We start from the raw sequence: 21,619 nt of genomic DNA on the forward strand, positions 1-21,619 counted from the left end.
CTCAAAGGCCGGACATATGGACGCAAGCGATCGAAAACGACGCAAAACAACCGTTGCAGGCAGGGCGCCGTCCACATATGGATCCCAGGGTCTCCGCGACGCCGCTTCGCGGCTGCTACGCCCCAGGATGACGAAGCTGGGCTCACGCGCTGCGCCGCTCGGCCGGCAGCGCATCGAGCAGCTTCTGCAGCTTGGCGATCGAGTTCTGCTCGGCGAGCGGCGTGTAGACGATCAGCTTCATGTCCGAGCCGTCGTCGATCGACAGGCTCATATGCTCGAACGCCATGGCACCCGCTGTCGGATGCCTGACATGCTTTACACCCGACAGGTTACGGGCCACGTCGCGTAGCGGCCACCAGGCGCGAAACTCCGGGCTCGAGCGCGTCATCAGCGCGATCAGCCGCTCGAAATCCGGATCGCCGACATATCTGGCGCTTTCTGCCCGGAATGACGCCAGCACGGCACGTGCCAGTTCCTCCCAATCAACGAGCAGGCGCCGATGCTGCGGGCTGGTGAAAACCATATGGACGATGTTGCGGGCATCGCCCTCCAGCAGGCCATAGTCGCCGAACACGGCTGCCGCAGCAGAATTCCAGGCCAGCACGTCCCAGCGCCGCCCAAGGACATAGGCCGGCTGCAGGACCAGGCTCTGCAGCATGTGCAGCAACGGGCTATCGACTTTTTCCGGCGCGTCGACGCGACGCTCCGGCTGCGGGCGGCCGGCAAGAATGAACAGATGCCGTTGCTCGGCCGTGTCCAGGCGCAGCGCCCGGCTGAGCGCCGTCAGCACTTCCACCGACGGCCGAACGTCGCGGCCCTGCTCCAGCCAGGTGTACCAGGTCGTGCCGACGCCGGCGATCATCGCCACCTCCTCGCGCCGCAGCCCGGGCGTGCGCCGGCGCAGGCCGGTCGAAATGCCGGTGGCCGAAGGCGTCAGCCTTTCGCGCCGCGAGCGCAGAAAGGCGCCAAGCTCGCGGCGGCGGCTGTCTTCGGCGGAGTGTGTCGGTGAATCCATCGGTGCTATTATAGCAGTATCGATACCAGGATAAAGCTTGAACTGTTTGGCAAGTGGCCGGTGCCCCATCTTTCCGTTCAGAGCGATGACATGGAGGCTCTGAACATGGAACTGAAAGACAAGACAATCCTCATCACAGGATCGACCGACGGCGTCGGCCGCGTCGTCGCGCAAAGCCTCGGCGCCGGCGGCGCTCGTATCCTGGTGCATGGCCGCGACGCGACTAGGGGCAAGGCGACCGTGGCCGAAATCGAAGCCGCCGGCGGCAAGGCCGAGCTGCTGGTCGCCGACCTCTCCTCCCTGGCGGAAGTCCGCCGCCTCGCCGAGGCGGTGCGCGCAAGGACCAAGCGGCTCGATATCCTTATCAACAATGCCGGCGTCGGCACAGCCGGCCCCAACTCCAAACGACAGGTTAGCGCCGACGGCTACGAGTTGCGCTTTGCCGTCAATTATCTCGCCGGCTTCCTGCTCACCATGGAGCTGCTGCCGCTGCTCAAGTCCAGCGCGCCGGCGCGCATCGTCAACGTCGCCTCGGCCGGCCAGCAGGCGATCGACTTCGACGACGTCATGCTGACCCGCTCCTATGACGGCGTCCGCGCCTACTGCCAGAGCAAGCTGGCGCAGATCATGTTCACCATCGACCTGGCGGAGCAGCTGCACGGCACCAATGTGACCGTCAACAGCCTGCATCCGGCAAGCTACATGAACACCACGATGGTGCGGCAGGCGGGCATCACGCCGTGGAGCTCGGTCGAAACCGGCGCCGAAGCCATCATCAACCTCGCCACATCGCCGGCACTCGAAGGGCGAAGCGGCCTCTATTTCGACGGCCAAAGGGAATCCCGTGTCGATGCGCAAGCCTATGACGTGAAGGCGAAGCAGCAGTTGCGCGAATTGAGTCTCGGCCTTGTCGGGCTCGCACCCGTTTCCGCAACATCGAAGAAAGAAAATTCATGACCGAGAAAACGCAGCACGCCGTGATCGTCGGCGGCTCCTCCGGCATCGGCCTCGCCACCGCGAAAAAGCTGCTTGGCCCGGGCATGAAGGTGACGATCACCGGGCGCAACCGGGAAAGGCTCGACAACGCCTGGCAAAGCCTTGGCGGCGCAGTCGAAAAGGCTGCCTTCGATGCCGCGAAGCCGGACGAGGTTCGCCGGTTCTTCAACGATCTCGGCCCTTTCGATCACCTGGTGCTGGCCGCCAGCGGCGGCAAGGGGCTCGGTCCGTTCGAAACGCTTGACCTGACCGACATCGGCGGTGGCGTCGACGAGAAGGTCCGGCCACAGCTCTCCTGCCTGCAGGCCGCCTTGCCGACGCTGAACAAGAGCGGCTCGGTGACTTTCATCTCGGCGGTGTCGGCGCAATTGTCGGCGCCGGGTGTCGCCGGCATCGCCGCCGTCAACGGCATGCTGCTGACCGTGGTGCCGATCCTGGCAATGGAGCTGAAGCCGCTACGCGTCAATGTCGTGGCGCCGGGCGTCATCGACACGCCGTGGTGGGATTTCCTGCCCGATGAACAGCGCCATGCGGTGTTTGCCGATTATGCCGGCAAGACACCGGTCGGCCGCATTGGCCGCGCCGAGGACGTCGCTGAGGCAATTGCGTTCCTGGTTTCGAACAGCTTCGTCACAGGCCAGATCCTGACCTGCGACGGCGGCTTGCGGTATGCGGCGTGAGCGGCTGCCTCCAAGAGGCATCAGTCGTTGTCAAAGCGGCTGCGCGATCAGCGCCAGAAATCCTCCGGCCAGCGCGACGTTGCCGACAAAGCCGTTGATGCGGGACGCGCGCTCCGGGCCCTGATGATCCCAGAAGTTATGGAACATCGGCGTGGCGACGATCAGGAACAGGATCAGGCATGCCGCCGCCGGAGCGGTCCAGATGCCCGCGATCACCAGCGCTCCGGCAGTGATTTGCAGGACGATCCCCAGCCAAAGAACCAGCCGTGCCTGCGGCACGCCGCGCGTCGTCATCAATTGGCTCACCAACGCCGCGTTCTGAATGTTGCGCAGGCCGGCAAAGACAAAGGCGCCGCCAAGCAGCAGGCGGGCGGCGAATAGGATCTCACTATCAAAGTTTGAAAACATGCTGTCGGGTCCTCGGGCAGAAAAGAGGCGCGCGGCGCAAGGCCCCGCGCCTGGTCCATGCTCAGGCGGCCAAGACTGCTGGCATCGGATGGATTGCATGAAACGGAACGCAAAGCCGGTTCCAGGTGTTGATCATGCCGAGCGCAACCGAGAGCTTGACCAGCTCCTCTTCCGAGAAATATTCGAGCGTCCTTGCATAGAGTTCGTCCGACACACCGTTGTCGGCAATCCTGGTCAGCGCGTCGGTCCAGGCCAAGGCCGCGCGTTCGCGCTGTGAAAACAGCGGCGATTCCTTCCATGCGGAGACGAGATAGAGCCGCTGCTCGCTTTCGCCGTCGCGGCGCGCTTCGCGGCTATGCATCTCGACGCAATACGAGCAGCCGTTGATCTGCGACGCCCTGAGCTTGATCAGATGCAACAGGCTTTTTTCGAGCCCGCATTCGTCGACTGCCTTGTTGAGCGCCGACACCGCCTTCATGATCTCCGGCGCCGCGCCGAAAAATTGCAGCCTCTGTTTCATCGTCTGTAGCCTTTCATGCTTGCTTGGTTGAACTTGATTTCTGCGGCCGCCGATGGCGCTCGACGAAGGCGCAGTTCGCGGCGACCGAACGGGGATCGGCATCGGCCGTATATTCTGCAACGATGTCGGACAGCCGGGCGTCGGCGAGCGCGGCGCGATAGGCACGCTCGGCCTTCAGCATGGCTACGTTGATGCCGCAGGGTTTGACATAGACCGAGGCATCGAGCTTCGCTGGGCCGCGCTGGCGGATTTCGGCGCAGCGGAACGCCGGTTCACGCCCCTCGACGGCCAGCACGATATCGAGCAGCGTTATGCGTTCCGCCGGCCGCGCCAGCCGGTAGCCGCCGGACGGCCCCGGCACTGATTCCAGAATGCCGGACGCAGTCAGCGCGTTGAGATGCTTAAGCAGATAGCTCGGCGACAGCCCGAACGCTTCGGCCATGGCCGCACCTGGCAAGGTCGCGGCGCCATCAACGCCGGCGAGCATCGCGACGCAGTGGATGGCCGCTTCGACGCCTTCGCCCAGCTTCATTGCGCTCTCCTGTTCATGGATATAGATTATCGTGGATAAATTTTATCTGCAATAGGAAAGTCAAAAAGCGGCGCCCATGGACGCCGCTTTTTTCGCAATGCTATTCCGCCGCCACCTTGGCCATCGGATTGTTGGGATGCGTCGTCCAGTTGGCATAGATCGGCGACACCGGCCTGCCGGTGCGCTGGTCCATCACGCCGACCGCCAACGCCTCCATGGTGATGCAGTTCTCGACCGGACAGACATTGACGCAGAGATTACAGCCGACGCATTCGGCCTCGATCACCTCGAAATGCCTGACGCCATCGACGATTGCGGTGATCGCCTGGTGCGAAGTGTCCTCGCAGGCGATGTGGCAGCGGCCGCATTTGATGCAGGCATCCTGGTCAATATGCGCCTTGGCGACGTAGTTGAGGTTGAGATACTGCCAGTCGGTGACGTTGGGCGTGGCGCGGCCGACGATGTCGTCGAGCGTGGCATGGCCCTTCTCGTCCATCCAGTTTTCCAAGCCGGCGATCATTTCCTGCACGATCTTGAAGCCATAGGTCATCGCCGCCGTGCACACCTGCACATTGCCGGCGCCGAGCGCCATGAATTCAGCCGCGTCGCGCCAGGTGGTGATGCCGCCGATACCGGAGATCGGCAGGCCATGCGTTTCCGGATCGCGCGCGATCTCGGCCACCATGTTCATGGCGATCGGCTTCACCGCCGGGCCACAATAGCCGCCATGCGAGCCTTTGCCGTCAATCGTCGGCTCCGGTGCGAAATTGTCGAGATTGACGCCGGTGATCGAATTGATGGTGTTGATCAGCGACACCGCGTCGGTGCCGCCGGCAAGGGCAGCGCGTGCCGGCTTGCGGATGTCGGTGATGTTGGGCGTCAGCTTGGTGATGACAGGCATGCGGGTGTTGGCCTTGCACCAGCGCACCACCATTTCGATGTATTCCGGCACCTGGCCGACCGCCGCACCCATGCCGCGTTCCGACATGCCGTGCGGGCAGCCGAAATTGAGTTCGATGCCGTCGGCGCCGGTCTCCTCGACTACCGGCAGGATCGCCTTCCAGGCATGCTCCTCGCAAGGCACCATCAGCGAGACGACGATCGCCCGGTCGGGCCAGTCCATCTTGACCTGCTTGATCTCGCGCAGATTGACCTGCAGGTCGCGGTCGGTGATCAGCTCGATGTTGTTGAGGCCGAGCAGACGACGGTCGGCGCCCCAGATCGCGCCGTAGCGCGGACCGTTGACGTTGACCACCGGCGGGCCCTCTTCGCCGAGCGTCTTCCATACCACGCCGCCCCAGCCCGCCTTGAAGGCGCGAATGACGTTGTAGGCCTTGTCGGTCGGCGGCGCCGAAGCCAGCCAGAACGGGTTCGGCGATTTGATGCCGACGAAATTGTTGCGGATGTCTGCCATGCTCATGCCCTCCCGTTCGAGGTCAGTGCCCGATGAATGCTTTCCGCAGCATCGCGGCCTTGTGCGACGGCCGAGACTGTCAGGTCGTCGCCGCCAAAGATGCAGTCGCCGCCGGCCCAGACGTTTGGCAGCGAGGTGCGGCCTTCGGCGTCGACCTTGATGCGGCCGGCTTCCAGGTCAAGCAAAGCCCCGCTGCCGTTGAGCGCAGCCGGGACAAAACTCTGGCCGATCGCCTTGAACACCTGATCGGCGACGAGCGTCAGCCGCTCGCCGGTGCCGACAAGCCGGTCGCCGTGCATCGCGGTATATTCGAGCTCGATCGCCGACACCTTGCCGGCGTCGGCAATGACCCGCTTCGGCTGCAACCAGTGCCGGATAATGACGCCGTTGGCGGCAGCCAGATCCTGCTCGAATTCGGAGGCATTCATGTGCTCCGGGCCGCGCCGATAGCAGATCGTCACCTCTTCGGCTCCGAGCAGCTTCGACTGCACCGCCGCGTCGATCGCCGTCATGCCGCCGCCGATGACGACAACACGCCGGCCGACCGGCAGGCTGGCCAGATCACTGGCCTGACGAAGCTCGGCAATGAACTCGACGGCGTTGGTGACGCCCTGCACCTCCTCGCCATCCGCTCGCAAGGCATTGACGCCTGCAAGCCCCATGCCGAGGAACACCGCATCGTAATTCCTGGTCAGGTCCGACAGCTGGTAATCACGGCCGAGCGCCTTGCCGTTCTGGATGTCGATGCCGCCGATCGACGTGACATAGTCGACTTCGGCCTGGGCAAAATTGTCGACGCTTTTATAGGCGGCGATACCGTACTCATTGAGGCCGCCGGGCTTCGGGCGGGCTTCCAGGATGGTCACGTCGTGGCCATGACGGGCAAGCCGATGCGCGGCCGCAAGCCCGGCCGGTCCGGCGCCGACCACGGCGACCGTCTTGCCGGTCGGTTCGGGGCGCTCGTAGAACTGCTTGTTTTCGGCCATGGCGACATCGGTGGCGTAGCGCTGAAGGCGACCGATCTGCACCGGCTTGCCTTCGGCCACCTCGCGCACGCAGACTTCTTCGCACAGCGTCTCGGTCGGGCAGACGCGGGCGCACATGCCGCCCAAAATGTTCTGATCAAAAATAGTCTTGGCCGAACCGATCGGATTGCCCGTCGAAATCTGGCGGATGAACAGCGGGATGTCGATCGAGGTCGGGCATGCATTCATGCACGGCGCGTCGTAGCAGAAATAGCAGCGGTCGGACTCGACCAACGCCTCGTGATGATCGAGTGGCGGGTGCAGATCGGAAAAATTATCCGCGTATTGCTCGGGCGACAGCCGGCCGCCGGCAATGCCTTCCCTAAAATGACCGGTCGCCATTCCTCTTCCCCTTTGTTTTCGTTTTGGGGAAGGCTAGCACGTTTTATTTTTTTATCAATTGGTCAATTTTCGGCGCAAGTTGCTGAAAAGGCTTTATGAAAACATGATAAATGAACTCATGTTATGGGAGGAAGCATACCTGTTTCGGATGCGCGTTCATGGATCGACTTGATCTCGTTCGCGACCAGTTTCTGCAGCCGCCACAGATTGCAGTCGCGAATACCGAATTCCTCGAGATGACTGACGGTATTGTAGAGATATTCGGCACCCGACCCGACATGCCCGCACGCCCGCGCCAGCACCTGAGCCACCCTCTCCAGCGGCTGCCTGAGCGACGTGCCTCTGCCAGTCACGCCAACCCAGAAGCCCAATGCCCTCAATGATCCTTGGGCCGTACGCACGGGAAGCCATCTGACCGAGCCGACACTTTCGTGGTCGTCGATCTCGCGCCGCAACAGCCTTTCGATCCGCTCACGCTTCTCGCCGTCGGGCAAGCGGTAGATCACCCCGTTGCACCGGCCGCCCCGCTCCAGCGCCATCATCAGCCCCGGCTGCTCGGCGCTGCCGCGCCAACGGACCATGTCGAGGCAGAAGGACCGATGCCAGCCGAAAGCAGTGGCGCGTTGTTGTTCGACGGATTCGAAGGCCGGCTTCCAGATCAGAGAACCATAGGCGAACACCCATAACGGCCCCTCGTCGGCTTCGCCTGACAGCCGCAAGGCAAGGGCCCGGAAATCCTCATCGGTCAGTTGCGTCCAACTCGAGTCCGGACCGGGATCGGTCTCCTCCCGATGGCACAGTGCGACAAGCTCCGGCGTAAGCGACATCAGGCGCATGGATCGACACCCCTCTGTTGAAGGTAAGCAAAGTCGAAAACCGCAACGCACGCAAGATTGCGAATGAGGGACACCTTGCCGCCATCGGTTTCCGGACCAGATGTCGGATTTCTGTCGCAAGGATCGTCCTAGGATGGATCGAACTGCGATCGATGCATGAAACGGTGAGGAGACCGACAATGCCCAAATCCCCGATGCCCTTCTTCTGGTACGAACTGATGACCACCGATCTCGATGCCGCCGAGGCGTTCTACACTGCCGTAGTCGGCTGGAAGGCACAGCCCTTTGACGGCTCGCCGGGCATGCCGCGCTATGTCGTCATGAATGTCGGCGAGCGCGGCGTCGGCGGGCTGATGGCGCAGCCCGAAGAAGTACGCAAGATGGGCATGCCGCCGGCCTGGGTCGGCTACATCCACACCAGGGATGTCGACGCCGCGACGAAGTCGCTGAAGGCGGCTGACGGCACTGTTCACCGCGAGCCCAACGACATTCCGGGCGTTGGCCGCTTCGCCGTCGTCGCCGATCCGCAAGGCGCGGTGTTCAATTTCCTGCAGCCCAGCGGCCCTGACCAGCCTCCCCTGCCGGCCACCACTCCTGGCAATATCGGCTGGCACGAGCTCTATACATCGGATTGGCAGGCTGCCCTCGATTTCTACTCCGAGCAGTTCGGCTGGGAGAAGGGCGATGCCATGGATATGGGACCGATGGGCATCTACCAGACCTTTTCCGCCGGCCCCGAATCCGGCGGCGGCATGATGAACAAGCCGGAGCAGATTCCAGTGCCGGTCTGGATGTTCTACTTCAACGTCCCCGCCATCGATGCGGCGGCCAAACGCGCCACCGACAATGGCGGCAATATCCTGATGGGTCCGATGGAGGTTCCCGGCGGCAGCTGGATTGTGCAGGGCCAGGATCCGCAGGGCGCGCATTTCGCGCTGATGGCGCCGGTGCGGTAGCAACGTCGCGTCACGATTGGCGAAACCGGCAGCAAAAGCCGATCTCCCCCTCGTGGGGTTGAGGAGTGGTCCGCGCAGCGGACGGGAAGCCAATTGCTTGGTTTTCCGAACGACGAAAGCCGGCTGGACAGAGAGGGGCGCTGTCCTTCCAACCTTACGCTCTTTGAGAACTACTCCGGCGTCAGCACGGAAACTTTGAGATCGGGCTTCTTTGCGCCGCTGAGCTGGATGGTCGCCGGGCCGGCGGTCAGCTTGAAGCGCAGGCTCTTGCGGATGCCCGGACAGGTCTTCACACCGCTGAAAGCCGCCGACTTCACGGCTTTGCCGTCCTGAACGACATCGATCCAGGCCTCATCGGACAGGCTGATCTGGAGCTCTCCCTCCGGGGGCACGGCCACGCTTGCCGTCGCGCCGAATGTACCGGCTGCCGGCGCGCGTTCCGGCGGAACGGTGAAGCTGATCGTGTCGACCGGCGCCAACGCCACATCTGCAGCTTCGCCGACCGAAAGGTCAGCGCCGGACTGCGCGGCGGGCGCCGCCGCGAACAGGGCGGCCTCGCGTGTCACTGGCCATTTGAAGGCTTCACAGCCGGGATCGTCGGCCATAGCGAAGCTGGTGCCTGCAAGGATTGCGAATAGGCTGACGGCGACTTTTCTCATGGCAAAGGGAATCCACATGGTTTGAGTATCTGGACATCAATACAACTATAGCGTTCTAAATACAACCCTAGCGAGAAAAAACATTTAAGGGACAAGGAACGTTGCCAATCACCGATTGTTGATGGCAGGCCGTGCGAAATGAATGGCCCCTTGCCGGGCGACAATCTATGGCCGTCCGGGAGGGTAAAATGGAGTTTAGATGAAGCTTTTTGACGGTCTTGCCAGATACCAGTCGCAGGCCTTGGCCGTGCTGCGCATCATGACCGCGCTGCAATTCATCGAACATGGCACGCAAAAACTGTTCAATTTTCCGGTCAGCGACCATACCGGCGCCTTGACCGGGCTGACGCTGACCGCGGGCATCCTCGAATTCGCCGGTGGCATTCTCCTGGCGCTTGGGCTGTTCACCCGCCCTGTAGCCTTCCTGCTGGCCGGTGAGATGGCCATCGCCTATTTCATGGCCCACTACCCGCGCGATTTCTTCCCGATCAACAACAGCGGCGATTCGGCGATCTCGTTCTGCTTCATCTTCCTCTATCTGGTATTCGCCGGCGCCGGCGCCTTCGCGCTGGACAACCGCCGGATTTCGTAATTCACCGTCTCCCGGCCGTGGGCCCGCTGCCTCCGGCAGATCCCCAGCGTTCGGAACCTTTCGCCGGGCCACCGGCACGGCGAATTCGCTGCGCGAACCGGTTCCTCACCCGCGCATTCGCTCGAAATTGGCGTCGAACAGCGGCGCCGATTGCATGCGCGCGGCATGACGTTTGCCCAGGAGTTCGATCTCGAAACCATCGGTCTCCTCGGCGATCTCCTTCGGCACATAGCCCATGGCGACTGATTTCTTCGAATGATGCGCATAGCCACCTGAGGTGACCCAGCCGCGCACGGCGCCGTCATACCAGATCGGCTCGTCACCAATGACATCGGCATCGGCGGCATCGACGACAAAGGCGCGCAGCCTGAGCTTGCCGCCCTGCTTGCGCTCGGCAAGCGCTCCAGCCTTGCCGATGAAATCGATCTCCTTGCCATAGGCGACGAAACGATCGAGCCCAGCCTCCAGCGGCCCATAGATCGGCCGGTATTCGCGCGCCCAGGAGCCGTAATTCTTCTCCAGCCGCAATGCGTTGAGCGTGCGCGAGCCGAACAGGCCGATCGAAAATTCCTCGCCGGCCGCCATCAGCGCCTGGAACGCGGCACGCTGATATTCCGGCGCCAACCACATCTCGTAGCCGAGATCGCCAGTATAACTGACGCGACCGACCAGGCACGGCGCCATGCCGATATCCATCCTGGCGATGGCCATGAACGGAAACGCCACATTGGAGACATCTGTGCGCGTGACCTTTGCCAGGAGTTTCCGTGCTTTCGGTCCCGCGATCGACAGGCCTGTCAGCTTCGGCCCGAGCGCCTCGATGCGGACCGAGCCATCGTTTGGCAGATGCGCCTCGAACCAGCGCATATGGTACTGCTCGGCGACGCCGGAGCCGGCGAGGAACCAGCCTTCTCCGTTGGAATTGAGGCTGCCGAGATTGGCGAGCGTGAAATCGCCGATGAGCTTGCCATCGTCCTTCAGCATCGGCGCCAGGGTCATGCGGCCGGGCTTCGGCAGCTTGCAGGCAAGCAGCCGGTCGAGCCAGGCTGCAGCCCCCTCGCCTGTCACTTTGTATTTGGCGAAGCTCGAAATCTCCGCCAGGCCAACGCCGTCGCGAACCGTCTTCACCTCGTTCGCGACATGCTCGAAATCGCTCGAGCGCCGCCACGAGAACTCGTCCCGGACGCCTTCCGGCGCGTACCACAGCGGCACTTCCAGCCCAAAGGCCACGCCCCATTGCGCGCCCTTGGCCGACAGCAGATCATAGACCGGCGTGGTTTTCAGCGGCCGTCGGGCCGGCAGCTCCTCATTGGGGAAACGGATCGAAAACCGTCGCGAATAGTTCTCGCGCACCTTGGCGTTGGTATAGGCCATCGTCGCCCAGTCGCCATAGCGCGAGACATCCATCGCCCAGATGTCGGCGCCGGGATCGCCCTCGATCATCCAGTTCGACAGCGCCAGGCCAACGCCGCCGCCTTGCGAAAAGCCGGCCATGACCCCGCAGGCGACCCAGAAGCCCGGCAGGCCACGCACCGGTCCGACCAGCGGATTGCCGTCCGGCGCGAAGGTGAAGGGCCCGTTGATGATCTGCTTGATGCCGGTGTTCTGGAAAGCCGGGAAATGCCGGAAGCCGATCTCCAGCGACGGCGCGATGCGGTCGATATCCGGCTCCAGCAATTCATGGCCGAAATTCCAAGGCGTCTGGAATTCCGACCACGGCTTGTTCGCCTTCTCATAGGTGCCCATCAGCATGCCGCCGCGCTCCTGGCGCAGATAAAGCTCGCCGTCGAAATCGACCGCGTGGATGATCTCCGTGCCGGTCTTGGCGTTCCAGGCGGCGACCTCCGGCATGTCCTCGGTAATCAGGTACATATGCTCCATCGCCAGCACCGGCAGTTCCAGTCCGACCATGCGGCCGACCTCGCGCGCCCACAACCCGCCGGCGTTCACGACATGCTCAGCAACCACCTCGCCCTTGTTGGTGATGACGCGCCACAGCCCGTCGGGTCGGCGCACGATGTCCTCGACCTTGGTGAAGCGTTCCACGTCCGCCCCAAGTTTCCGCGCGGCCTTGGCATAGGCGTGGGTGACGCCCGAGGGATCGAGATGGCCGTCCTCCTTGTTGCGCACCGCACCGACGAACTGCTTGGGATCGAGCAACGGCATCAGCTCGGCCGCCTCATCAGGCGAGATCACCTCGAGGTCGATGCCGAGATAGCGGCCCTTGGCGACGACACCGCGCAGCCAGTCGAGCCGCGCCTCGGTCGCCGCAAGAAGCACGCCGCCGGTCAGATGCACGCCGGTCGCCTGTCCCGACAGCTCCTCGATCTCCTTGTAGAGCGAGATCGTGTATTTCTGCAGCTTGGCGACGTTGGGATCGCCATTGATGGTGTGCATGCCGCCGGCGGCATGCCAGGTCGACCCGGAGGTCAGCTCGTCGCGTTCCAAAAGAACGACATCGGTCCAGCCGTGGCGGGCGAGATGGAACAGCACGGAACATCCGACGACACCGCCGCCAATGACCACGACCTTTGCATGCGACTTCATGATTTTTCTCGTTATTTCAGGGCGTTGTAGGGGTGAGTGGATTCAGGATGCGAAGCGCGTTTTGTCGGAGGATCGCGACCGTCACGGCTCGCCCTGCCCAATCGCTTCTTTGCGCTTTGTCACATAGGCCTCCAGCGCTTCGCGCACAGCCATATCCATTACCGGCTGGACGTATTCCTCCAGCGCCTTCTTCCACAGCCGCGTCGCGCGCGCCGTGGCGTCGAGCCCGCCGGCTTCCTGCCAGGCCTCGTAATTCTGCCAGTTGGACAGCATCGGCTGATAGAAGGCGGTGGCGTAGCGCTCCAGCGTGTGCGGCTCGCCGAAGAAATGGCCGCCGGTCGGCACCGCGCCCAGTGCCTCGACCGCAAGCTCGGCCTCGCTGACCTCGATCGGGCGCAGGAACTCCATCATGTGCTGGATCATCTCGACGTCGATGATGAACTTCTCGAACGACGCTGTCAGCCCACCCTCCTGCCAGCCGGCAGCGTGATAGACGAGATTGCCATGGCCGAGCACGGCGCCCCAAAGCGCCATCAGCGTCTCGTAGGCGCCTTGCGCATCGGCGGCGTTGGAGGCCGAGCCCGGTGTCGTGCGATAGGGCAAACCATACCGCCGCGCCAACTGCCCGGACGCGATATTGGCCTTGGTATTCTCCGGCGTGCCGAAGGCAGGCGCGCCGGACTTCATGTCGACATTGGAGGTGAAGGCGCCATACATGACCGGCGCGCCGGGGCGCACAAGCTGCGTCAGCACCACGCCGAACAGCGCCTCGGCGTTCTGCTGCGCCAGCGCGCCGGCCAGCGTCACCGGGCTCATCGCCCCCATCAGCGTGAATGGCGTCACCGCGACCGACTGGCCGAATTCGGCCATGGTCATCAAGCCCTCCGCCATCATCTCGTCGAAACGGCGCGGCGAGTTGACCGAAATGATGGTAGTGATGCCGGGATCATCGCGCATCTGGTCCAACGTCAGCCCGCGCGAGATCGCCATCATCTCGATGCCGTCCAGCGCCCTGCCCCGCCCGATGGCCGAGACATGGAAGCTTTTGTCGGTCAGCGTCAGATTGGTGAAATAAGTGTCGAGATGGCGCGAGTTGGCCGGCAGCTCGACCGGTGCGCAGACCTGGTTGCCGAGCATATGGATGCAGTTGAAATGCTGCGCCAGCCGGGTGAGATCGGAATAATCGCGCAGATTGCCGGCACGGCGGCCGCGCTCCATGTCATGCACATTGGGCGGGCCGGCAACGAGCGTGAAGTTGATCGTGTTGCCGCCGAGATGGACAGCATGGGCTGGATTGCGCGGGGTCAGCATATAGTTCGACCGGGTCGTCTTCAGCGCCTCCTCGACCATGGCCCGGTCGATGCGGACATTCGCCGATGCATGATCGACCGTAGCGCCCGCCTTCTCGAACAGCGACAGCGCCCGGGGGCTCATCACCTCGATGCCGAAATTTTCCAGGATGTGCATCGAGGCCTGGTGGATCGCCTCGACCTGGTCGGCCGAGAGCATCGCCATCGGCGGATAGGGATTTCTCACCTGCCTGGGCGGCAGTTGCGGAATGGCGGCTGGTCCCCTGTTGCTGGTTCGCTCTGCGCCGCGCTTGCGTCTCGGTTCTGTCATGCCCGGCATCAAAGCGCCGTGGCTGAAACCAGGCTGTCAGAAATCCGTCGCCCACGGGCGCGATTTTAGCCAAGGCGGCATATCAGGAATTTCGTCTTGGCAAAAGCGACAGGAAAGGTCGCAATACCTACACTCGTTCTGCCTAGGCCAAAGCGGCCGATGGGCCATTAAGAAACACAGCAAGATTCCTTTTATGTTTTCGGCCTATTCGTCTTCCAATGCGTAGGTCGAGTTTTAGTAAAATTGTAGCCGTCTCCGTGCTGCTGGCGCTTTCGGCCTGCGCGACGCCGCCAAGCCATATCAATGATGTCTGCGCCGTGTTCGACCAGAATGACGGCTGGTTCGACAACTGGCAGGCGGCGGCACAACGCACCGAGCAGAAATACGGTGTGCCGGTTCCCGTGCTGATGGCGACGGTGCGCAAGGAATCCGGCTTCAAGAGCAACGCAAGGCCGCCGCGCACCAAGCTGCTGGGCTTCATTCCCTGGAAACATATCTCCAGCGCCACCGGCTTCTCGCAGGCGCTCGACGGCACCTGGGCGCAATACCAGAACGAGACCGGAAGCTGGGCGGCGCGCCGCACCAGGTTTGCCGATGCCGTCGATTTCGTCGGCTGGTATCATTCCAAGACCGCCGACACGCTCGGCGTCGCCCGCAACGACACCTACAATCTGTATCTCGCCTACTATCTCGGCTGGAATGCCTACAAGCGCGGCAGTCGCGGCGACGCCGACGTGCAGCGCTATGCGCATGCCACCGAACAGATGGCGCAGGACTACGCCGCGCAGCTACGGCAATGCGCGCCCTAGCCTATTAACGGCTCTCAGCCGCCCTTGGGTTTGCGCGGCTTGCGCGTGGCGTCCTCGGCCTGTCGGCCGTCGCCGACAGTCGGCGGCATGATTGGTGCCACCACGCTGTCGGCAGAGCTTGAGGTGCCGGTCTCTGAAACCTCGTCGCGAACCTCGTGACGGCGGGCTTTGGCGACCGCTTCGGCATTCTCCACTGCCTGGCCCTCGGCATCGGCTTCAACGCTGCCAGTCTTTCCATGCGGGCGCTTGGGCGGATCTCCGGCAAAGCCCGGGCCAACACCGTGGTTTGCATCATCCGGCACGCCCTCATTTGCGGCGTGCTCCTTGTCGAATTTGATCACCGGCTCCATTTTCGCCAGCACGTCGTCGGACAGCCAGCACAGGCTCATATGGCCGTCGCCGAGATTTTTGACTGGCGGCACCTTGGTTTCGCAAAGGTTGTCCGGCACCAGTTTCTTGTAGCCGCAGCGCGTCTGGAACGGACAGCCGGACGGCGGGTTCATCGCCGAAGGGATGTCGCCCTCCAGCACGATGTGCTTCTTGACCACGCTTGTGTCGGCGATCGGGATCGCCGACAGCAATGCCTCGGTGTAGGGGTGATAGGGCGGCGCGAATATCTGGTCGGTCGTGCCTTGCTCAACGATATAGCCGAGATACATGACGACTACGCGGTCGGCGATGTAGCGCACCACCGACAGATCGTGGCTGATGAACAGCATCGTCGTCTTGTTCTTGCGCTGGATGTCCATCAAGAGCTCGGTGACCGCGGCCTGGACCGACACATCCAGTGCCGAGACCGGCTCGTCGGCCACCACCACCTTGGCGTCGCCGGCAAAGGCCCGCGCCACGCCGATGCGCTGTTTCTGGCCGCCTGAAAGCTGGCGCGGCTTGCGCGTCTCGAACGCCCTCGGCAGCTTCACCAGGTCCAGCAGTTCCAGCATTCGCTTGCGGCGGTCGGCCACCGTGTCGCCGACGTTGAACTTTTCCAGCGTACGGATGATCTGCGAACCGACCGAATGGCTGGGATTGAGCGTGTCGAACGGATTTTGGAACACCATCTGGATCGATGACACCGTGTCGACGCTGCGCTTCTCGATCCCGGTCGACTGAATCTCCTTGTTGCCGAGCTTGACGCGGCCGGAGCTTGCCGTTTCGAGGCCGAGCAGCACCTTGGCCAGGGTCGATTTTCCGCAGCCGGATTCGCCGACGATAGCGACGGTCTCGGATTCGCGCGCCATGAACGAGATCGTCTCGTTGGCCTTGACGACACGGCCCTCGCTCGAGCCGAACACTTCGCTGCCACCGACCTTGTAGTACTTCCGGAGGTCTTCGATCTGGAGCACCGGCGCACCGGGTACCACCCGCTCGTTGACCTTCTTGGCGCCGGGTGGCAGCGCCTCCCAGTCGATCTCGTTGAAGCGCACACAGCGCGAGAAATGCCCGTCATGGCCTTCGACCGCGATCATCGGAATTTCGGCGGCGTTGCAGACGCCCTCGACGAAATGGTGGCAGCGCGGGCCGAAATTGCAGCCCTTCGGCCGCTCGTGCGGTAGCGGCAACTGCCCCGGGATGGATATCAGCGGCCGCGAATTCTTGTCGGCGCCCGGCAACGGGATCGAGCGGAACAGGCCTTGCGTGTAGGGATGGCGCATCCGGTCGAAGACGTCCTTGATCTTGCCGGTCTCCACCGCTTCGCCCGAATACATCACCGTGATGCGGTCGCAGGTCTCCAGGATCAGGCCGAGGTTGTGCGACACGAAGATCATCGAGGTGCCGAACTTCTCGCCCAGCCCCTTGACCAAGTCGACGATGCCGGCCTCAACCGTCACGTCGAGCGCTGTCGTCGGCTCGTCGAGCAGAAGCAGCGCCGGCTTCGACAGCAGCGCCATGGCAATGACGATGCGCTGCTGCTGACCGCCGGAAAGCTGGTGCGGGTAGGAACGCATCATGCGCTCGGGATCCGGCAGCTTCACCGCGCGCACCATTTCCAAGGCGCGTTTGTAAGCTTCGTCCTTCGAGACCTTGTCGTGGATCAGTGGCACTTCCATCAGCTGCTGGCCGACCTTCATCGCCGGGTTAAGACTGGCCATCGGCTCCTGGTAGATCATCGCGATCTTGTTGCCGCGGATAGCTCGCAGTTCCTCGTCGGACAGTTCTCCCATGTCCTTGCCCTGGAATTTGATCTTTCCGCCGACGATCTTTCCGATGTTGGAGAGGTCGCGCATGATGCCCAGCGACACGGTCGACTTGCCGCAGCCGGATTCGCCGACAATACCCATCGCCTCGCCAGGCATGACCGTGCAGGAAAAATCCATGACCGCCGGGATCTCGCCCTTGCGGGTGAAGAAGGAGATCGACAGGTTCTCGATCTCGATGATCGGCCCATTGGTCGGCTTGGCGGGATTTCGAACTGCCTCGTTCATGGGTCGCTCCAATCCTTGTTCTTCAGGCATGTCGGGCCGAACCCGGCATCGATCTTCCCGGCATCAATCTTTCATAGACTGTTCACGCAACGAATCCGCCAGGAGGTTGAGGCCGAGCACGAACGACATCAATGCGATCGTCGGCGGCAGCGCCGGGTGGATGAAGGAGCGCAGCAGCCGGCTTGCATCCTTGATCGCCGTGCCCCAGTCCGGGCTTTCCGGCGCCAGTCCCAGCCCGAAATAGCCGAGCGTACCGAGCAGGATCGTGGTGTAGCCGATGCGCAGGCAGGCGTCGACGATAAGCGGCCCGCGCGCATTGGGCAATATCTCCCACAGCATGATGTACCAGGGCGATTCACCGCGCGTTTGTGCCGCCGCAACATAGTCGCGCGTTTTGATATCCATGACCAGGCCGCGCACGATGCGGAACACGCCGGGGCTGGAGGCGAACACCACCGCCACGAAGATGTTGAGCTGGTTGGGATCGATGTGGATGATCTTGAACGGATCGGCATCGAAGACAAGGCCTGCATAGATCCAGCCGCCAAGTACCAACGTCAGGCCAAGCAGGATATAGAGGCGGTCGGGGCGGTTCTTGTAGCGCGTCCAGAACAGCACACTGAAGAAGATGATCGGAAACAGGAAGAACAGCCCTGCCATCGCGTAGGGGATCGGCGTGTCCATGATACCCGGCGTCACCAGCAGGTAAAACAGGAGGATCACCGGGAAGGCCAGCACAAGGTTGGCGAGGAAGGACAGCACCGTATCGATCTTGCCGCCATAATAGCCGGCCGGCAGGCCGAGCGTAATGCCGACCATCAGCGCAAAACCGGTCGCCGCCGGCGCGATGATCAGCACGATCTGGCTGCCATAGACCATGCGGGAGAACACGTCGCGGGCGAGCTTGTCGCCGCCGAAATAGTATACAAGTTTCGACGCCGGCTCGATTGCGCCCGGCAGCGCGTCCTTCATGATCGGCACTTGGGCGAGCGGATCGAAGGGCGAGATGGTCGACGCGAAGATCGCCGTAAACAGCCAGAACAGGCAGATGCCGACGCCGACGATGCCGACGCCGCTGTCGAAAAGCTGGCCGTAAAGGCCTAGCTTCTTCTTGTAGCCGAAGCTCGCCCCCATCACCAGGGCGAGAGCGATCCAGACCGGCCAGAAGCGGGTAAGCACGCCGAGTACGACGTTGAAGGCGCTGAGATATTCGACCTGCATCCGCCGGTCTCCTATTGAACTCTGATGCGCGGATTGAGGAACGCGTAGCCGACATCGGAGATGAGCTGTGTGATCAGGACGATAAACACCGAGACCAGCGAGCAGCCGAGCAGAAGATCGATGTCGTTGTTGCCGGCGGCCTCGACCAGGGTGTAGCCGAACCCCTGGTAGCGGAACATCACCTCGACGATGACGACGCCGGTGAGCAGCCAGGGGAACTGCAGCATGATGACCGTGAATGGCGCGATCAGCGCGTTGCGCAGAGCGTGCTTTATCACCACGCTGCCGAAGGAGAGGCCCTTCAGCCGGGCGGTTCGGATATATTGCTGTGTCATCACCTCCACCATCGAGGCGCGGGTCATGCGAGCGATGTAGCCGATGCCGTATATCGCCAGCGTCATCACCGGTAAGGTGAAATTATAGAAGGTGATGCCCTGGCTGGCCGAGGCCGCCGAACCGTTCAGCACGCCGAGCCAGGAGGCAAAGATCACGGTGAAGATGACGCCCGAAACATATTCGGGCGTCGCCGTCGAGGCGATCGAAGCCACCGACAATGTGCGGTCGGTGCGTGAACCCTCGCGCATGCCGGCGAGAATACCGATCAAAAGCGAGATCGGCACCATTGCGGCCAGCACGCAGAGCATCAGGATGCCGGTGGCGCTGAGCGCCGGAAAGAGTTTCGAAGCGACCGTCGTCTTGAACTTGGTCGAGCAACCGAAATCGCCTTGCAGGATGCCGGAGAATGTCGGCACGACCGGATCGTTGCAGAAGGAGAAACGCTGTGCGGGCTTGCCGGTCGCCGGGTCGGTCACCGGCTGCTTGGGCATGATGCCCAGCCATTGGCCGTAGCGGATAAAGAAATTCTGCCGATAGCCGTGGTTGACCAGCCAAGCCTCAAGCTGCTCGGCGGATGTGTGCATTTCGGTCTGGCTGATCGCGAGCTTCTTCAGATTAGGCCCGAGATTGACCAGGAAGAAGACGATCATCGTCAGGCACAGCATCGTCACTGCCATGGTGCCGAGACGCCTGATAACGAAAGAAAGCATGGCGGTCCCCTGCCGGTCGGGTTGGGGGGTGGAACCGGTTTGCAAGCCGTGCGCTGCCGCCAGCGGCAGAACAAGCCTTCAGACCAGTCCCAGATGCAATACCCTTTTTATTGCAGACCCAGGCCGAAGAGTCCGCAACTTTTTGCTGCGCCGACTTCCGGTCCAAGGACCATGCAAAGAGCGAGGGAAAGGGGCGAGACGCCCCTTTCCGGATCGTCCGGTCAGGCCTGGTCGAGCCAGACCTTGCCGTAGTCGCGCTCGAAGGTCGGGTGCATCTTGTAGTTCTGCACCGCCTTGACCGAATGGCTGTAGAGCTTGCGCCAATAAGGCTGGATGATAATGCCGGAATCCTGCAGGATCTGCTCGATATCCTTCATCATTTCCTTGCGCTTGGCGGCGTCGGCAACTGCCAGCGCAGCGTTGAGCTTGGCATCCCACTCCGGATTCGACCAGGCCGTCTCGTTCCAGGCCTCACCTGTGCGATAGCCGATCGCCAGAACCTGGACGCCGAGCGGCCGCATGTTCCAGTTGGTCATCGACAGCGGATACTTCGTCCAGTCGTTCCAGAAGGTCGAACCCGGCAGCACCGTACGCTTGACCTTGATGCCGGCGTCGCGCATCTGCGCGGCGATCGCATCGCCTGTGTTCTTGTGCCAGTCTTCGTCGACCGTGATCAGTTCGTGCTCGAAATCGGCCTGGCCGGCTTCGGCCATCAGCGCCTTTGCCTTGGCCGGGTCGCGAGCAATCTTCGGCAATTCATAGTATTCCGGATGGATCGGGGCGACATGGTGGTTTTCGGCAACCGTGCCGGCATTGCCGTAGCCGAGCTGGAGGACGACATTGTTGTCGACCGCGAGCTGCAGGGCGTTGCGAACCTTCTGGTCGCCGTAAGGCTTGTTTGTGACGTTGGTGCGGCAGACGATCGTCGACGCGGTGACGACCTCCGACTTCGCCAAGTCCATGCCGTCGAGAATGGACACATAGTCGGCCGAGGTTTCGAAGTTGGTGTGCACTTCGCCTGCCTCGAAGGCGCTGACCATGGCCGCCGGATCGGTGCCGTAGTCGATGAACTCGATGCCGTCGAGGAAGACCTCGCCGTCCCACCACTTGTTATCTTCACGACGCTTGTAGACCACCTTCTGGCCGACATCGTAGGAGACCAGCTCGAACGGCCCAGTGCCGATCGGGCAGGACTTGAAGTCGCCGCCTTTTTCGTCGAACGTCTTGTGGACGATGAGGCCGGGATAGTCGCACACGTTGGGAATGAGAGCGATATCCGGCTTGCTGAGCGTCAGCTTGATCGTGTGGTCATCGACCTTGGTCACCGCGCTCTCATCCAGCTTGTCGTCCTTGACCAGCGAACCGAGGCGACCCGGCATGGAATTGCCTTCGGCCTTCTTGTCGGCCCAACGCTTGAGGTTGAAGATGACGTCGTCTGCGGTGAACGGATCGCCGTTGTTCCAGGTGACGCCTTTGCGCACATGCAGCGTGTATTCGGTGGCGTCGTCATTCACGTCCCAGCTCTCCAGCAGATAGGGGCGGAACGTGTATTCGGTGGTGTATTTGACCAGCGGCTCGAGCGCCTGGCGCTCGGCATTGGCGATTTCCGACCAGTCGGACTTGCGCGGATCCTTCGGATCCTTGATCCATTGCGCGACCTTCAGTATGCCGCCTTTCTTGCCCTTCACCTCTTCCGCCTTGGCCGGCGTGGGGTCTGCGAGGCCAAGCATGCCATAAGCCATCGCCGTCGAGGCGCCGAAGACGCTGGCGAGAGCCAGAAATTCGCGACGATCCATCTTGCCTGCCTTGGCATCTTCGGCCATGGCCAGGATGTGATCGGGAACGCGGTCGCCGTTACTCTTGTAGATCGTCATGACTAACTCCCATTGTTGGCTTTCTGCCTTTTAACATTCCGCATCCGCGCCATGATGTCAAAGACGGCACGGATTGGGAACATGCCAAGGAATGTGCAACTTTG

General features: G+C 62.4%; 19 protein-coding genes. 5 read left to right on the forward strand and 14 right to left on the reverse strand.

The window, feature by feature from the left end:
• Positions 1 to 142: 142 nt before the first annotated feature.
• The gene (locus tag NKI24_RS30640; RefSeq protein ID WP_352750218.1) at positions 143 to 1,015 is read right to left on the reverse strand and encodes a helix-turn-helix transcriptional regulator; all 873 of its coding nucleotides are present in this window, start codon (positions 1,013 to 1,015) and stop codon (positions 143 to 145) included.
• A gap of 105 nt (positions 1,016 to 1,120) precedes the next feature.
• Between NKI24_RS30640 and NKI24_RS30645 the strand changes: the two genes are divergently transcribed.
• Positions 1,121 to 1,972 carry an SDR family NAD(P)-dependent oxidoreductase gene (locus NKI24_RS30645; protein WP_352750219.1) on the forward strand — a complete coding sequence of 284 codons (852 nt, stop codon included), beginning with the start codon at positions 1,121 to 1,123 and terminating at the stop codon, positions 1,970 to 1,972.
• Entirely contained in the window at positions 1,969 to 2,691 is a 723-nt protein-coding gene (locus tag NKI24_RS30650) for an SDR family oxidoreductase (RefSeq protein WP_352542903.1), read from the forward strand. Before NKI24_RS30645 ends, NKI24_RS30650 begins: the two co-directional genes overlap by 4 nt.
• A 30-nt stretch (positions 2,692 to 2,721) precedes the next feature.
• Here the strand turns inward: NKI24_RS30650 and NKI24_RS30655 are convergent, their stop codons facing one another.
• The 6 genes from NKI24_RS30655 to NKI24_RS30680 form a co-directional block, all read right to left on the reverse strand.
• Positions 2,722 to 3,099, reverse strand: coding sequence for a DoxX family protein (locus NKI24_RS30655; RefSeq protein ID WP_352750220.1), 378 nt, complete (start codon positions 3,097 to 3,099; stop codon positions 2,722 to 2,724).
• Between the two features lie 61 nt (positions 3,100 to 3,160).
• Positions 3,161 to 3,619 carry a carboxymuconolactone decarboxylase family protein gene (locus NKI24_RS30660; RefSeq protein WP_352750221.1) on the reverse strand — a complete coding sequence of 153 codons (459 nt, stop codon included), beginning with the start codon at positions 3,617 to 3,619 and terminating at the stop codon, positions 3,161 to 3,163.
• Between the two features lie 13 nt (positions 3,620 to 3,632).
• Complete coding sequence (locus NKI24_RS30665; protein ID WP_352750222.1) at positions 3,633 to 4,151, reverse strand: RrF2 family transcriptional regulator; 519 nt, start codon at positions 4,149 to 4,151, stop codon at positions 3,633 to 3,635.
• Between the two features lie 100 nt (positions 4,152 to 4,251).
• The gene (gene preA, locus NKI24_RS30670; protein WP_352578713.1) at positions 4,252 to 5,565 is read right to left on the reverse strand and encodes an NAD-dependent dihydropyrimidine dehydrogenase subunit PreA; all 1,314 of its coding nucleotides are present in this window, start codon (positions 5,563 to 5,565) and stop codon (positions 4,252 to 4,254) included.
• Between the two features lie 2 nt (positions 5,566 to 5,567).
• Complete coding sequence (locus tag NKI24_RS30675) at positions 5,568 to 6,932, reverse strand: NAD(P)-dependent oxidoreductase (protein WP_352750223.1); 1,365 nt, start codon at positions 6,930 to 6,932, stop codon at positions 5,568 to 5,570.
• A 116-nt stretch (positions 6,933 to 7,048) separates the two neighbouring features.
• Positions 7,049 to 7,768 (reverse strand): gamma-glutamylcyclotransferase, encoded by a 720-nt coding sequence (locus NKI24_RS30680; protein ID WP_352750224.1) that lies wholly within the window; start codon positions 7,766 to 7,768, stop codon positions 7,049 to 7,051.
• Between the two features lie 179 nt (positions 7,769 to 7,947).
• Here NKI24_RS30680 and NKI24_RS30685 point away from each other — a divergent pair, with 179 nt between their 5' ends.
• The gene (locus tag NKI24_RS30685; RefSeq protein WP_352750225.1) at positions 7,948 to 8,724 is read left to right on the forward strand and encodes a VOC family protein; all 777 of its coding nucleotides are present in this window, start codon (positions 7,948 to 7,950) and stop codon (positions 8,722 to 8,724) included.
• A 170-nt stretch (positions 8,725 to 8,894) separates the two neighbouring features.
• On the opposite strand, the gene NKI24_RS30690 is transcribed toward NKI24_RS30685, so the two are convergent.
• Positions 8,895 to 9,383 carry a hypothetical protein gene (locus NKI24_RS30690; protein ID WP_352750226.1) on the reverse strand — a complete coding sequence of 163 codons (489 nt, stop codon included), beginning with the start codon at positions 9,381 to 9,383 and terminating at the stop codon, positions 8,895 to 8,897.
• A gap of 199 nt (positions 9,384 to 9,582) precedes the next feature.
• On the opposite strand from NKI24_RS30690, the gene NKI24_RS30695 reads away from it, so the two are divergent.
• Positions 9,583 to 9,975: a DoxX family protein gene (locus tag NKI24_RS30695; protein WP_352750227.1), complete on the forward strand. Its 393-nt coding sequence runs from the start codon at positions 9,583 to 9,585 to the stop codon at positions 9,973 to 9,975.
• Positions 9,976 to 10,080: 105 nt separating this feature from the next.
• Here the strand turns inward: NKI24_RS30695 and NKI24_RS30700 are convergent, their stop codons facing one another.
• Together NKI24_RS30700 and NKI24_RS30705 are read right to left on the reverse strand one after the other, a co-directional pair.
• A complete protein-coding gene (locus NKI24_RS30700) occupies positions 10,081 to 12,522 on the reverse strand; it encodes a GcvT family protein (RefSeq protein ID WP_352750228.1) in 2,442 nt (813 codons plus the stop codon).
• An 81-nt stretch (positions 12,523 to 12,603) separates the two neighbouring features.
• A complete protein-coding gene (locus NKI24_RS30705; protein ID WP_352750229.1) occupies positions 12,604 to 14,142 on the reverse strand; it encodes a trimethylamine methyltransferase family protein in 1,539 nt (512 codons plus the stop codon).
• 218 nt (positions 14,143 to 14,360) lie between these two features.
• Here NKI24_RS30705 and NKI24_RS30710 point away from each other — a divergent pair, with 218 nt between their 5' ends.
• Complete coding sequence (locus tag NKI24_RS30710; protein WP_352750230.1) at positions 14,361 to 14,951, forward strand: transglycosylase SLT domain-containing protein; 591 nt, start codon at positions 14,361 to 14,363, stop codon at positions 14,949 to 14,951.
• A gap of 14 nt (positions 14,952 to 14,965) precedes the next feature.
• Here the strand turns inward: NKI24_RS30710 and NKI24_RS30715 are convergent, their stop codons facing one another.
• The 4 genes from NKI24_RS30715 to NKI24_RS30730 all read right to left on the reverse strand — a co-directional run bounded on the left by NKI24_RS30715 (position 14,966) and on the right by NKI24_RS30730 (position 21,515).
• Positions 14,966 to 17,374, reverse strand: a complete 2,409-nt coding sequence (locus tag NKI24_RS30715) for a dipeptide ABC transporter ATP-binding protein (protein ID WP_352750231.1) — start codon at positions 17,372 to 17,374, stop codon at positions 14,966 to 14,968.
• Positions 17,375 to 17,437: 63 nt separating this feature from the next.
• On the reverse strand, positions 17,438 to 18,595 hold the full coding sequence (locus NKI24_RS30720; RefSeq protein ID WP_023675848.1) for an ABC transporter permease: 1,158 nt from the start codon (positions 18,593 to 18,595) through the stop codon (positions 17,438 to 17,440).
• Between the two features lie 11 nt (positions 18,596 to 18,606).
• Complete coding sequence (locus NKI24_RS30725) at positions 18,607 to 19,641, reverse strand: ABC transporter permease (RefSeq protein ID WP_352750232.1); 1,035 nt, start codon at positions 19,639 to 19,641, stop codon at positions 18,607 to 18,609.
• A 221-nt stretch (positions 19,642 to 19,862) separates the two neighbouring features.
• Positions 19,863 to 21,515, reverse strand: a complete 1,653-nt coding sequence (locus NKI24_RS30730; RefSeq protein ID WP_352453205.1) for an ABC transporter substrate-binding protein — start codon at positions 21,513 to 21,515, stop codon at positions 19,863 to 19,865.
• Positions 21,516 to 21,619: the final 104 nt, after the last annotated feature.

Source organism: Mesorhizobium sp. M0701 (genome assembly GCF_040320365.1).
Classification (GTDB): domain Bacteria; phylum Pseudomonadota; class Alphaproteobacteria; order Rhizobiales; family Rhizobiaceae; genus Mesorhizobium.

Coding starts and splice junctions, on each gene's coding strand:
- NKI24_RS30640 (WP_352750218.1), bottom strand. CDS start 1,015: ATGGATTCACCGACACACTCCGCCGAAGACAGCCGCCGCCGCGAGCTT.
- NKI24_RS30645 (WP_352750219.1), top strand. CDS start 1,121: ATGGAACTGAAAGACAAGACAATCCTCATCACAGGATCGACCGACGGC.
- NKI24_RS30650 (WP_352542903.1), top strand. CDS start 1,969: ATGACCGAGAAAACGCAGCACGCCGTGATCGTCGGCGGCTCCTCCGGC.
- NKI24_RS30655 (WP_352750220.1), bottom strand. CDS start 3,099: ATGTTTTCAAACTTTGATAGTGAGATCCTATTCGCCGCCCGCCTGCTG.
- NKI24_RS30660 (WP_352750221.1), bottom strand. CDS start 3,619: ATGAAACAGAGGCTGCAATTTTTCGGCGCGGCGCCGGAGATCATGAAG.
- NKI24_RS30665 (WP_352750222.1), bottom strand. CDS start 4,151: ATGAAGCTGGGCGAAGGCGTCGAAGCGGCCATCCACTGCGTCGCGATG.
- preA (WP_352578713.1), bottom strand. CDS start 5,565: ATGGCAGACATCCGCAACAATTTCGTCGGCATCAAATCGCCGAACCCG.
- NKI24_RS30675 (WP_352750223.1), bottom strand. CDS start 6,932: ATGGCGACCGGTCATTTTAGGGAAGGCATTGCCGGCGGCCGGCTGTCG.
- NKI24_RS30680 (WP_352750224.1), bottom strand. CDS start 7,768: ATGCGCCTGATGTCGCTTACGCCGGAGCTTGTCGCACTGTGCCATCGG.
- NKI24_RS30685 (WP_352750225.1), top strand. CDS start 7,948: ATGCCCAAATCCCCGATGCCCTTCTTCTGGTACGAACTGATGACCACC.
- NKI24_RS30690 (WP_352750226.1), bottom strand. CDS start 9,383: ATGAGAAAAGTCGCCGTCAGCCTATTCGCAATCCTTGCAGGCACCAGC.
- NKI24_RS30695 (WP_352750227.1), top strand. CDS start 9,583: ATGAAGCTTTTTGACGGTCTTGCCAGATACCAGTCGCAGGCCTTGGCC.
- NKI24_RS30700 (WP_352750228.1), bottom strand. CDS start 12,522: ATGAAGTCGCATGCAAAGGTCGTGGTCATTGGCGGCGGTGTCGTCGGA.
- NKI24_RS30705 (WP_352750229.1), bottom strand. CDS start 14,142: ATGACAGAACCGAGACGCAAGCGCGGCGCAGAGCGAACCAGCAACAGG.
- NKI24_RS30710 (WP_352750230.1), top strand. CDS start 14,361: ATGCGTAGGTCGAGTTTTAGTAAAATTGTAGCCGTCTCCGTGCTGCTG.
- NKI24_RS30715 (WP_352750231.1), bottom strand. CDS start 17,374: ATGAACGAGGCAGTTCGAAATCCCGCCAAGCCGACCAATGGGCCGATC.
- NKI24_RS30720 (WP_023675848.1), bottom strand. CDS start 18,595: ATGCAGGTCGAATATCTCAGCGCCTTCAACGTCGTACTCGGCGTGCTT.
- NKI24_RS30725 (WP_352750232.1), bottom strand. CDS start 19,641: ATGCTTTCTTTCGTTATCAGGCGTCTCGGCACCATGGCAGTGACGATG.
- NKI24_RS30730 (WP_352453205.1), bottom strand. CDS start 21,515: ATGACGATCTACAAGAGTAACGGCGACCGCGTTCCCGATCACATCCTG.